The sequence below is a fragment of the Kitasatospora sp. NPDC043949 genome (genome assembly GCF_056435365.1).
The window spans coordinates 158811-169012 of the sequence record NZ_JBWKEQ010000013.1 but is presented as its reverse complement, the minus strand read 5'-3'; the positions used below and the strand labels follow the sequence as shown (position 1 = coordinate 169012).

At 67.7% G+C, this 10202-nt stretch carries 17 protein-coding genes; 11 read left to right on the top strand and 6 right to left on the bottom strand.

All coding sequences use genetic code 11. The features are described from left to right. Positions 1-230 precede the first annotated feature (230 nt). Positions 231-1004, bottom strand: a complete 774-nt coding sequence (locus tag AC07AL_RS14070; RefSeq protein WP_363586693.1) for a GntR family transcriptional regulator — start codon at positions 1002-1004, stop codon at positions 231-233. Between the two features lie 276 nt (positions 1005-1280). Between AC07AL_RS14070 and AC07AL_RS14065 the strand changes: the two genes are divergently transcribed. Beyond that, positions 1281-2102 carry an exodeoxyribonuclease III gene (locus AC07AL_RS14065; RefSeq protein WP_478317546.1) on the top strand — a complete coding sequence of 274 codons (822 nt, stop codon included), beginning with the start codon at positions 1281-1283 and terminating at the stop codon, positions 2100-2102. Positions 2103-2165: 63 nt separating this feature from the next. Here AC07AL_RS14065 and AC07AL_RS14060 read toward each other — a convergent pair whose 3' ends face one another. Further along, entirely contained in the window at positions 2166-2414 is a 249-nt protein-coding gene (locus AC07AL_RS14060; protein WP_478317545.1) for a DUF397 domain-containing protein, read from the bottom strand. Further along, a complete protein-coding gene (locus tag AC07AL_RS14055; RefSeq protein WP_478317544.1) occupies positions 2414-3280 on the bottom strand; it encodes a helix-turn-helix domain-containing protein in 867 nt (288 codons plus the stop codon). Before AC07AL_RS14055 ends, AC07AL_RS14060 begins: the two co-directional genes overlap by 1 nt. A 224-nt stretch (positions 3281-3504) precedes the next feature. Here AC07AL_RS14055 and AC07AL_RS14050 point away from each other — a divergent pair, with 224 nt between their 5' ends. The 10 genes from AC07AL_RS14050 to AC07AL_RS14005 all read left to right on the top strand — a co-directional run bounded on the left by AC07AL_RS14050 (position 3505) and on the right by AC07AL_RS14005 (position 9185). Further along, entirely contained in the window at positions 3505-4053 is a 549-nt protein-coding gene (locus AC07AL_RS14050; RefSeq protein ID WP_478317543.1) for an ATP-binding protein, read from the top strand. Then, positions 3968-4387, top strand: a complete 420-nt coding sequence (locus AC07AL_RS14045; RefSeq protein ID WP_478317542.1) for a hypothetical protein — start codon at positions 3968-3970, stop codon at positions 4385-4387. Before AC07AL_RS14050 ends, AC07AL_RS14045 begins: the two co-directional genes overlap by 86 nt. Next, positions 4384-4845, top strand: coding sequence for an ATP-binding protein (locus AC07AL_RS14040; protein ID WP_478317541.1), 462 nt, complete (start codon positions 4384-4386; stop codon positions 4843-4845). The genes AC07AL_RS14045 and AC07AL_RS14040 overlap by 4 nt, the downstream gene beginning before the upstream one ends. A gap of 107 nt (positions 4846-4952) precedes the next feature. Continuing rightward, complete coding sequence (locus AC07AL_RS14035; RefSeq protein ID WP_478317540.1) at positions 4953-5090, top strand: hypothetical protein; 138 nt, start codon at positions 4953-4955, stop codon at positions 5088-5090. Between the two features lie 81 nt (positions 5091-5171). Beyond that, a complete protein-coding gene (locus AC07AL_RS14030; RefSeq protein ID WP_478317539.1) occupies positions 5172-6983 on the top strand; it encodes an albusnodin/ikarugamycin family macrolactam cyclase in 1812 nt (603 codons plus the stop codon). Next, positions 6976-7710 carry a lasso peptide biosynthesis B2 protein gene (locus tag AC07AL_RS14025; protein WP_478317538.1) on the top strand — a complete coding sequence of 245 codons (735 nt, stop codon included), beginning with the start codon at positions 6976-6978 and terminating at the stop codon, positions 7708-7710. Before AC07AL_RS14030 ends, AC07AL_RS14025 begins: the two co-directional genes overlap by 8 nt. Next, positions 7700-8272 carry a GNAT family N-acetyltransferase gene (locus AC07AL_RS14020; protein ID WP_478317537.1) on the top strand — a complete coding sequence of 191 codons (573 nt, stop codon included), beginning with the start codon at positions 7700-7702 and terminating at the stop codon, positions 8270-8272. Before AC07AL_RS14025 ends, AC07AL_RS14020 begins: the two co-directional genes overlap by 11 nt. Further along, positions 8269-8589: a hypothetical protein gene (locus AC07AL_RS14015; RefSeq protein ID WP_478317536.1), complete on the top strand. Its 321-nt coding sequence runs from the start codon at positions 8269-8271 to the stop codon at positions 8587-8589. Before AC07AL_RS14020 ends, AC07AL_RS14015 begins: the two co-directional genes overlap by 4 nt. A gap of 22 nt (positions 8590-8611) precedes the next feature. Continuing rightward, positions 8612-8818, top strand: a complete 207-nt coding sequence (locus AC07AL_RS14010) for a hypothetical protein (protein ID WP_478317535.1) — start codon at positions 8612-8614, stop codon at positions 8816-8818. A 130-nt stretch (positions 8819-8948) separates the two neighbouring features. Then, on the top strand, positions 8949-9185 hold the full coding sequence (locus tag AC07AL_RS14005; RefSeq protein WP_478317534.1) for a hypothetical protein: 237 nt from the start codon (positions 8949-8951) through the stop codon (positions 9183-9185). 112 nt (positions 9186-9297) lie between these two features. Here AC07AL_RS14005 and AC07AL_RS14000 read toward each other — a convergent pair whose 3' ends face one another. The 3 genes from AC07AL_RS14000 to AC07AL_RS13990 all read right to left on the bottom strand — a co-directional run bounded on the left by AC07AL_RS14000 (position 9298) and on the right by AC07AL_RS13990 (position 10183). Continuing rightward, positions 9298-9543 carry a hypothetical protein gene (locus AC07AL_RS14000; protein WP_478317533.1) on the bottom strand — a complete coding sequence of 82 codons (246 nt, stop codon included), beginning with the start codon at positions 9541-9543 and terminating at the stop codon, positions 9298-9300. Positions 9544-9605: 62 nt separating this feature from the next. Next, positions 9606-9755, bottom strand: a complete 150-nt coding sequence (locus AC07AL_RS13995) for a hypothetical protein (RefSeq protein ID WP_478317532.1) — start codon at positions 9753-9755, stop codon at positions 9606-9608. A gap of 59 nt (positions 9756-9814) precedes the next feature. Further along, positions 9815-10183, bottom strand: a complete 369-nt coding sequence (locus AC07AL_RS13990) for an Lsr2 family DNA-binding protein (protein ID WP_478317531.1) — start codon at positions 10181-10183, stop codon at positions 9815-9817. Between the last annotated feature and the right edge of the window lie 19 nt (positions 10184-10202).

Genomic DNA, 10202 nt, shown 5'->3' with positions numbered 1-10202 from the left:
CTCACCGACGCGTGGGCGAAGATCTGACCCCCTGATCCTCCTTCCCCACCCTCCGGGAAAAAGGGAGCCCCCCCACCCCGGGCCCCCCCCCGGGCGGCGGTCCGGACTCAGCTCCGCCCGGGCAGCGATCCGGACCCAGCTCCGCCCGGACCACTCCGCCCACACAACGGCCGAGGCCCGGACGCCAGTTGGGCGTTCGGGCCTCGGTCTGAGGGTGTCGGAAAAGTGGTTCAGGAGGCGGTGCGGACCTCGGCCGCAGCGCCGACCGGGGTGACCTCGACCAGCCCGGTCGAGCCGAAGGTCAGCTTGCAGGTGTCGGCCCGGTAGGTGGCGACGGCGAGCGCCACCAGGCGGCCGGCCGACGCGTACTGGGTGGTCATCACCAGCACCGGCGAACCGGGCGGGCGCTCCAGCAGGGCGGCCTCGTCGGCCTCGGCGACACCCAGCTCGACCGCGCGGGACTCGCCGTCCACCTCCAGCCGCTCCAGCTGGCGCAGCACCGAGCGGGCCCGGTCGCTCTCGGCCCGGAAGCCGGGCAGGTGCGGCAACGCGGCGGCCGGCACGTGCAGCGACTCGGTGGCCACCGCCCGGCCCTCCACCAGGCGAACCCGGCGGACCGTGTGCACGGTGGCGCCCTCGGCGATGCCGAGGCCCTTGGCCAGCTGCGCCGGGGCGGGGGCGGTGGTGCAGTCGACCGTCCGCCAGGCGTGGCTGCGGCCGACGCCGGGCCAGCCCTCCTCCTGCCGGTTGACCGGGACGCCGACCCGCGGGGCGGCGATCAGGGTGCCGATCCCCCGGCGACGCACCAGGCGACCCTCCAGCTCCAGCTGGTCGAGGGCCTGCCGCAGGGTCGCCCGGGCGACCCCGAAGCGGGCGGAGAGCTCGCGCTCGTTGGGCAGGACCTGGCCGGTGGAGAACTCCGAGTCGATGGCCCGCAGCAGCACCGTGCGCAGGTGCCAGTACTTCGGTTCCGGCACCGCCGAAAGCTGTCCAGTCGTCCCCACCGTGTCCTCCACCCTGCTTCGTCCACCCTGCGGTAAGGAGGGCGGATCCCGGGCCCGCTGTCCGCGGATGCGGCAGGTGGGAGAGCGGGCTTTTATCCGTCCTTCTTTATTAAAGGTCTTTGCAGTAAGCGACCCTAGGGGCATCGTCCGGAGATGGTCAAGACCAATGGCGCGGCTTGGTGCGACTGTCGCACACATTCATGCCGCGTTCACGTCATCCCGCGGCGGCGCGCGTCACGCTTCGGCGCAGGCCCCGGCACTCGGTAGGCTGCCCGGGTGATCGTGGTGACGAGTGTGAACGTGAACGGAATCCGGGCGGCGGCCAAGAAGGGCTTCGTCGAGTGGCTGGCCGGCACCGAGGCGGACGTGGTCTGCCTCCAGGAGGTGCGCTCCGAGCCGGAGCAACTGCCCGTCGAACTGCGCGACCTCGACGGCTGGCACGCGGTCTGGGCCCCCTCCGTCGCCAAGGGCCGGGCCGGCGTCGCCGTCCTGTCCCGCCAGGAGCCGCAGCGGACCGTCATCGGATTCGGGTCCGAGGAGTTCGACAACACGGGCAGGTACGTCGAGATCGACCTGCCGGGGCTGACCGTCGCCAGCCTCTACCTCCCCTCCGGCGAGGTCGGCACCGAACGCCAGGACGAGAAGGAACGCTTCATGGCGGAATTCCTCGTCCACCTCACCGCCCTCCGCACCCGCGCCGCCGCCGACGGCCGCGAGGTCGTCGTCTGCGGCGACTGGAACATCGCCCACCGCCCCGAAGACCTCAAGAACTGGAAGGCCAACCAGAAGTCCGCCGGCTTCCTCCCCGAAGAACGCGCCTGGCTCTCCCGCGTCTACGACGAAGCCGGCTACGTCGACGTCGTCCGCACCCTCCACCCCGACCGCACCGGCCCCTACTCCTGGTGGTCCTACCGCGGCCGCGCCTTCGACAACGACTCCGGCTGGCGGATTGACGCACATTTTACAACGCCTGGGATCGCAGGCAAAACCGTGTGGGCCAAGACCGAGAAGGCCGCCACCCACGCGGAACGGTGGAGCGACCACGCCCCTGTCACGGTGGCCTATGACTGGCCGCCAGAGCCCGCCGGCGCCCTCTGACAGACGACAACCGCCCCGGAGCCTCAAAGGCTCCGGGGCGGCTCCGCGACCAACCTGCGGCGGCTACAGCTCGATACCCAGCTTGGCGCAGATGCCCTGGATGCCGAGAGCCATGGCACGGATCTCACGTGCCGTGAAGCGACTCCCAATGAGGTCCTGGTTCTGGCTGTCGCCAACGTAGACCCCGAGCAAGTTACCGGCGCTGTCGCGCAGGGCGGCGAACTCCACGCACGACCCTTCAGCCTCGCTTACCTCCGATTTGAAGCGCTCGGACTTCGGCGGGGTCATTGCGTACAGGTCTTGCTTCTCCATCACAGTTCCTTGCTAACGGTCTCGATCAGTACCAGCGAGTCATGCGGAGTCAACGCCTTCCCGGCCAGGTAGTCAAACCTTCGCCGACGTGACCGCACTTCCTTCGCGTCGTCCAGGATTGTCACGCCAGTGCCGGTATCCATGGTCGCCAGCCCCGGATCACCCGGGGTCCGGTAGTCCATGACGGTCAAGTTCAGCTGAGTAGCGGCAGCCGCGCCCGCCTCGTACGGGATGATCCTCAGCGAGACGTTCGGCTTCTGCGCGACCTCAGCCAGGTGATCGAGCTGAGCCTTCATCACCTTGCGCCCGCCGACATGTGCACGGATGGCCGCCTCCGCACACAGCGCATCCAGGACTGCTGGGTTCTCAGGCCGGAGGAAGATCTGCTGCCGCCGAAGCCGCACGGTGTGCTGCGCCGCCGTGCGCTCGACACCTCGCTCTCCCATGTGGAACTCATCCACGGCTTCCATGTACAGCCGGGTCTGGAAGGCCCACGGGATCAACCCGCCCGTCGAGATGCTGACCTTGCTCGCGGTGTCCTCATGCTCGATCAAGCGAACGAGGTTGCGCGGCAGGTCGGAAAGGTACTCGTCCCACCAGACCGCCTGAGATGCCCTCGCTTCCCTGATCTCAGCAAGCACATCAACCTGGATGGCTTCCGGAACCTTGTACAGGTCGAGCATCGTCATCAGCTGCTGGTCGTCGGGTAGTTGCCCACCCATCTCCATCAGCGAGACCAGCGCCTGACTCTTGCCGATGGCATCGCCAACCGCGCCCTGGGTCAGGCGAGGGCGTACGGCCAGGCGAAGCGCCTTCAGTCGCCGGCCGACGCTGACCATAGCGCGGGACGCTTGCGGCTTCGTCACGCTCCGCTCCTCCACTCAGCATAGATGTTACTGATGTGAGAGTAGCGCGCACAGCCGAGAGCATGCCCCGGAGGAGTGAAGTTTGACGGGTCATCACGAAGGGCTTGCGTACCAGCGGCCAGTACTAGGAGACTCAGTTTCGCACCAACCGCTACGAGCCACCTGCGGAGTGTAGTGCGTCCGCATTGGCGCATGGCTCCCTCCGGCCTATCTGTGGAGGAGCTGTGCAAGAGCTGATCACTCACGTTCACGTGAGTCCGTATGTCGTCTTGATTCGAGCGGCGAAGTTCGAACCTGTCACCACCTCGGTTCGGGCGGTCCGCAGGTTCATCGAGAAGTGCTGTCTTGAAGTCGGCATCGACCCGGACACTCCGGTGATTCTCGCCAGCGAGCTGGCCACGAACGCGGCCCGTCACGCCGGGACGCCGTTCAAGGTCACCTTCGTGGCCCTGGAAGGGCGGCCGATGTGGATCGAGGTGGAGGACGGCTCCTTGAAGCTTCCAAAGCCCCGCGCCGCCGGCCCCGACGACCTCGGCGGCCGTGGCTTCGAGCTGATCGAGGCGCTGGCCGCGAGCTGGCACACCGACCGCAACATCAGCGCGGGAAACAAGGTCGTCTGCGTCACTCTCAGGGGGAAAGAGAAAGATGAGTCCGGCGACGGGAACCACGTCGATACAGCCTGTGCCGATGGACAGCACGCCCCTTCGGCAGGGCAGCCGGATCTACATCGAGGCTTTATCCCCCGAGCAGTTGCAGCACCTCGGACAGCCTGAGCTTCCCATCCGGCTGACGATCAGCGGCATCATCCCCGACCCCACCGGGGAACGTCCTCCGCCCGTCCTGGAACTGCGGTTCGATCGAGCGATGTTGGAGGAGATCGAGCAGCAGATTCAGGGGCTCCGGCTCCCGACCGGCCCCAGCCCGACCGACGCAGAGCCCCCGCCGGCACCCCTCGCCCGCAGGACTCCCGGGAAGGTCCTGGAAGCCGAGCTCTCCCCCGAGCGGATCGCCGAACTGCGAGGGGCCAACCAGACGCCGGCTCTGTCGCACCCAGACCTGGAAAGGCTCCTGGAGGGGCTGAAACAGATGGAGGTCGGTACCTCGTGACGGTCGTCGCCGAGCCTCCGGTTCAGTCCCCGGTGGACGCCCAGCCGCCGGGCAAGGTCAGCAAGTCCTTCGCCTACAAGGACGAGTCCGCCGGCCTCGCCAGAGAGCTGGTCAAAGACACGCTCCGCCGCTGGGACTTGGCCGACCTAGTCGAGACCACTGTCCTGGTCACCAGCGAGCTGATGACCAACGCCATACAGACGGGGTGTCGGCGCGTCATCACCCTGGCCGTTGAGCAGATCGGCGAGTCCGCGGTGCGGATCTCCGTCGAGGACGGGTCGCGTTACCCGCCCCTTCTGATCAAGGCCGGCCTGCCGGCCAACCCGGACAGGGTGCCAGCGCGCGGGCGTGGCCTCCTACTCGTAGACGGACTCTCCAAGCGGTGGGGCCTTGATCTCCGCCCCCTGGGGAAGTGCGTGTACGCGGAAATTCACGGTCAGCGCCGCCCCCTGCGCTGACCCCACAGCTCCCGACCTGGTTCGGATGGGGAAGTCCGCCAGGCCGGGCCCCACCGGGAAATCCCCCGGATGGGTCGTTGCACCACCCAGCAGGAAGGAACCGAGAAATGAACGAGACCATCATCACCACCGACGAGGACGACGAGATGGCCCCGGCCGTGATCGGCGACGCGGCGGCCCTCACCATGGGCGGCCTCTCCGACGGCGGCGAGGGCAAGCGGTTCGTCTACACCTACACCAGCTGATCCTCCTCCTCCTGCGGTGCGGCCCTTCGGGGCCGCACCGCTCCGCGTTCTGCCATTGCAATTGCCAAGGGGAGGGTCACCATGGCTTTCGGGGGCTTCAGCAGCTCCGCAACGGGCACGCCACACCCGTTGGGAGCGACACGGCTGCATCCGCAGTCGAGCGTGTGGAAAGACGGCATGACACCAACTCAGCTCTACGTGGCGGACCGTCGCCCGGCCTGGCGGCTGTTCGTCCTCGGGCCGAGCGGCGCACGGCCGGCGGATCTGAAGGCGTTGGGCGCCGGACCCCTGCCGGCCGATCTGGCCTGGCGCTGGCCGGGGGCCTACATGGTGGTAAACGAGGCCGAGCACGAGACTGTGATCTACACCGACCCGGCCGCCGCGCAACCGGTCTATGTCACCCAGTTCGGTGCGGGGTGGGCCTGGTCGTCATCGGCGCGGCTCCTCGCAGGACTCAGCCGGGCCCCGGTCGATACTCGGCGGCTCGTGACTGCCGTGTTCACGCCGCTGCTCCCGGCACTCGTTGCGGGCCGGACGTACTTCTCGGGGGTCGAGCAGTTGCCGCCGGGTGCCCGAATCCGACTCGCTCCGGGCACCGCCCCCCAGATCACGAATCTCTGGCTGCCACAGCCGGACTTCGACCCCGCGCCGGCCGGGCGCCTCCGGGTCGAGCTTGAGAAGGCTGTGAGCCTGGGCCTGGGCGACGGCCCGTTCAGCACCGACCTGTCGGGCGGCCTCGACTCATCGTCCGTCACTCTCCTGGCGGCCCGCCAAGCACCCGAGAACGTGTGTACGCCCGCTGTGACAGTCCACCCCGAAGGGGACGAGTCCGGGGCCGACCTCCGGTTCGCCAGGCTCGTTGCGGACTCGATGCCGGGCAGGATCGAGCACCACCTTCTACCGACGCAACGCGAGCACCTGCCCTACAGCGGGATCACCAGCGTGCCCGCCGCCGATGAGCCGGCACCGTCCACCCTGGCCTGGGCCGGGCTGCTCCGGCAGTTGGAATGGATGGCCGAGCGGTTCGACACCAAGCTTCATCTGACCGGTGATGGCGGGGATAGCGTCTGCTCGCAGCCGCCGGTCCACATCGCCGACCTGGTTCGACACCAGCAGTTCCGGGCGGCCTTCCACCAGGCAGCAGGCTGGGCCCGGCTGAGGCATCTGCCGCTCTCGAACATCCTCAGGCAGGCTCTCGCCACGGCCAGGCTCTCCCGGGCAGACGTGCTGTCCGTGCTCGCCGAACAGATCGTTCAGGGCTCGTCCTCGACGACCGGCACCGTTCACTGGTTCCCGCGCGTGCAGCTCCCAGCCTGGGCCGGCACCGAGACCCTGCCGCATCTGCGAGGTGAGATTGAACGGGTGGCCGCAGCCCCGGACCCCTTGTTGGGACTCGATGCCGGGGTCCGCACGGTCATTGATGAGATTCGCGAGGTGGCCCGAACGGCGCAGGCGGATGCCGTACTTGCGGAGGACATCGGCATCCGACTCCGGAACCCGTTCCTCGACGCCAGCGTGATCGACACCGTTCTGCGCGTCCCACTCGAAGCCCGGCCACCTGTGTACGCCTACAAGCCGCACCTGGTACGGGCGATGCGTGACCTACTGCCGGCCCCGCTCGCAGCCCGCAGTACGAAGGGCTCGTTCAATGCCGACTTCTATACCGGCCGACGGGAGAACCTGGATACGCTGCTCTGCCTGGCGGACGGGTTCCTCTCCGCTCTCGGCCTGGTCGAGCCCCGGGCCCTGCGCCGGACGCTGAAGCAGGCCGCGATGGGCATGCCCGTGCCGATGGGCATTCTGGACCGGACGCTTGCCGTCGAGGCGTGGCTGATCGCGCTTGACCGCGAACCGGCGCCGCAATGGGTTGAGGGAGTGGACGACCGTGGCTGACTCACCTTCGTTCGTGAACATGCCCCGCCATGTCCGTGGGATTGACTTCGGGCACGCCGTTGTCCTGGTGAACTACCTCAACGGCCAGGTCAGCACGCTCCCCGCGTCGGCTGGCGCAGCTCTCCGTCACGCGGCGGAGTTCGGAAACGCCAGGCACCTCCCGGAGCCGCTGCTGAAGTCGCTGCTGGCGTCGGGCTTGCTGCTGGAGACCGACCGGCCTCAGACGTCGCGGAACGTCCGCGCGGTGGAGGCACCGAAGGCAAGCTGGGGCAGCGACGAGTTCCGGGCCGGGCTGACTCCCCCGGCGCCCGTCCCGCGTACCCGGACGCTGACTGCGGCTGCCGCCCTGTCCGTGGTCCACACCGTGAAGGCCGCAGGCCCGGAGCACGAGGCGATGGGTCGCGTCCTCAAGCTGGTTCACTCCGCCAGCACGACGGGGCGCAGAAGGCCGGCAACCGTCAGCGAAGCCGAACAGGCCGTCCACGCTGTACGAAGCGCGGGCTGGTACTCGCCCGGACGGACCAACTGTCTGGAGGAGTCTGCGGCCTCGATGCTGCTGCTCCGCGTGGCAGGCAAGGCCGCGGTTTGGCGTCACGGGGTCGCGCCCGACCCGATACGGTTGCACGCCTGGATCGAGACCGTTGACGGCACACCCGTCGCCGAGTCCACGTCAGTTCACTTGTACACAGCGACTCTCAGCATCCCCGGAGCACATCATGTCCGTTGAACAGATCATCTGGATGTCCGCTGGCACCTGCGGGCTCGGCCCCCTTCGATCCGACCTCGCTGAGGAGTACTGGCGCTGGGAGGAGAACCCGAGTTCCCTCATCGGGTACGGCCGCCCGGTTCCCGAGTCCCTGCCGAGCCGGACCCAGGGACTTCAGCAGCAGCTCGCCGGCAGGAACATCAGGTTCACGGTCTACGACCTCACGGACGCCGAGAACCCGGTGCCCGCCGGCATGACCACGCTCCAGCCCGACAACTACGCCCGCACCGGCGAATACATCCTCGTCATCGCGCCCGAGGCGCGTGGCAAGGGCCTCGCCACCCCAGCTACTCGGCTGACGCTGGACTTCGGGTTCCACGTCGCCAATCTCCGGTCCGTCTGGCTCAAGGTCCTCGCGCCCAACAAGGCCGCCGTCCACGTCTACGAGAAGGCCGGCTTCCAGCACGTCGGCGCGATGCGCCAGGCCGGCTACTGGCGCGGCGCGGTGTGCGATGAGCTGATCATGGATGCGCTCGCCTCGGAGTTCTCCGGCCCCAGCGTCCTCGCACAGGCGGAGGCATGAATCAGAGCCCCGACTACCTGATTCAGCTCAGCGCCAGCAACACCGCCCTGACTCTTGCGGCCGTCTTTCAGGTGGCACGCCCGGATTCCGGGGTGCCTCGTGCTGAGGGTGATGAGCTGACAGGGAACCAGATGATCGCTGAGCTGACGCAGCTCTCGAATCAACACGGCGTGACGCCGCAGACCGCGATGGCCGAGCTGCTGCGCGCACTGTCGATGCTCGCGGCCGGCCTGCTGGCGGAGAACTCCGAGATGACCGGTGTTCCTTTGGGAGACCTCATCGAGGTCAGGCGGATGGAACTGCTCTACGGGACATGAGCACAAAGCGCGGAGAAGATCGATGACCGACAAGAAGAAGAACACCTATCTCCTGACCATCTCTCTGACGATCAACGGCAAGAGGGAGGTGAAGAGTGTTTACACCCCGTGGCGGGAGAGCGAAGAGGAAGCGCGACAGGAGTGGCGTGACTACGTGAAGGAATGGCTTCCACGGGCAACTTCCGAGGTCCTGAGTTGCGAACTCGTCAGATCAGAGAAGCCCACGTAGGTACGGGCTGGTGACGTGTCAGCTCTGAGCAGCTTGCCCACGAGCGGGACCTGATGGCCCCACCAGTCAGGCCGGCGGTGATCTTCGGCATCTTCCGGACAGGATGCCGAAGCACTGTCATGATCATCCCATGAACCACGTTACGAACACGATCACTGGCGGCGTCCAGCACGGCACCGTCTTCCAGGTTGGGCATGTCACGGAGAGCATCACCACGGACGGCCGAGGGATGACCTTCGGCTCGGCGCCGGCCGACCCCGCCCCCTGGCCCAAGGTGTACCGCCAGGCCCTTCGCATCGCGGCCGACGGGGGCGGTCCGGAAGACCTCGCGGCCTGGGCCGCCGAGTCCGGCCTTTCCCTGCGATGACAGGGCCCGCTTCTGCCGTGGCCTAGCAACAGAGTAGCTACACCGGTGACCCGTCGATGAACACGAAGACCCCCTGTCAGGCCATGCCGACAGGGGGTCTTGCGTATACTTACTATCTATTCGCGATGGCAGTTGAGCCAGTGATGATCATTTGCAGATCGCCGCCGGTCGGCATGCCGGCGAACTCCGCCAGGACGGCCTTGCCATCTCGGGCCCGCGCGATGACACCGGGGACGAACTCCGCCAGCATGCCGTGATAGGTCTCGCGGAAGTCGGCCGGGTCGATCATGCGGTTGGCGATGGTGTCGACCAGGAAGGCGATCGAGGCATGCAGCTCGGCTTCATGGATGCCGTCCACGTACCCGTCCTTGAGCGGACAGTGCGAGTGGGAAGCGGGGGCGAACTCGATGCGGTAGCGCACTACTCGATCACGTCTCCTCGCTCGTTCTCTGCGTAGACCTCCGGCCGGCCGGTCTCGTGGTAGTCCGCGACCATGGCGCGGGCCTGGTCCTCAGTCAGCTTCGTGTCGATCGGCTCGGAGCTGTCGCCCCACACGGACCAGTCGTTCATGTCTCTCCCCATGGATGACGAAGGGGGCCTCCTCGGAGGCCCCCGAAGCGGTAGTCAGGTCAGTTGCTCTGCGCGGCCTCGTACGCCTCGATGACGTTGCGGGGCACCCGGCCCTGCGCCTTCACCTCGTAGCCGTTCGCCTTGGCCCACGTGCGGATGGCCTCGTTCTCCTCCGGGGTGCGACCGCTGCCGCTCGTGGCCTGCCGGCCGGAGGCCCGGCCGGAGGTGCTGCGGGCCTGCTGGCTGGCAGCCTGCTGCGGCCGGGCCTCTTCCAGGTCGGCGGACTCGATGGCCTCCGTGAGCGCCTGAAGGGCCTTCTCGAACGCCTCGCTCTTGGCCTGAAGGTCCTTGATGACCTTCGGGTCCTCCACCTCACCCTTGTAGGTGGTGCCGTTCACGTCGAGGGTCACAACCTGGACAACCTTCATGATGCTTACTCCTTCGTCT

Bases quoted from the DNA above. Each gene is read 5' to 3' on its own strand.
- AC07AL_RS14060 (WP_478317545.1), bottom strand. From the start codon at position 2,414: ATGGAGAAGCAAGACCTGTACGCAATGACCCCGCCGAAGTCCGAGCGC.
- AC07AL_RS14045 (WP_478317542.1), top strand. From the start codon at position 3,968: ATGGACAGCACGCCCCTTCGGCAGGGCAGCCGGATCTACATCGAGGCT.
- AC07AL_RS14035 (WP_478317540.1), top strand. From the start codon at position 4,953: ATGAACGAGACCATCATCACCACCGACGAGGACGACGAGATGGCCCCG.
- AC07AL_RS14030 (WP_478317539.1), top strand. From the start codon at position 5,172: ATGGCTTTCGGGGGCTTCAGCAGCTCCGCAACGGGCACGCCACACCCG.
- AC07AL_RS14020 (WP_478317537.1), top strand. From the start codon at position 7,700: ATGTCCGTTGAACAGATCATCTGGATGTCCGCTGGCACCTGCGGGCTC.
- AC07AL_RS14015 (WP_478317536.1), top strand. From the start codon at position 8,269: ATGAATCAGAGCCCCGACTACCTGATTCAGCTCAGCGCCAGCAACACC.
- AC07AL_RS14010 (WP_478317535.1), top strand. From the start codon at position 8,612: ATGACCGACAAGAAGAAGAACACCTATCTCCTGACCATCTCTCTGACG.
- AC07AL_RS14005 (WP_478317534.1), top strand. From the start codon at position 8,949: ATGAACCACGTTACGAACACGATCACTGGCGGCGTCCAGCACGGCACC.
- AC07AL_RS13995 (WP_478317532.1), bottom strand. From the start codon at position 9,755: ATGAACGACTGGTCCGTGTGGGGCGACAGCTCCGAGCCGATCGACACG.
- AC07AL_RS13990 (WP_478317531.1), bottom strand. From the start codon at position 10,183: ATGAAGGTTGTCCAGGTTGTGACCCTCGACGTGAACGGCACCACCTAC.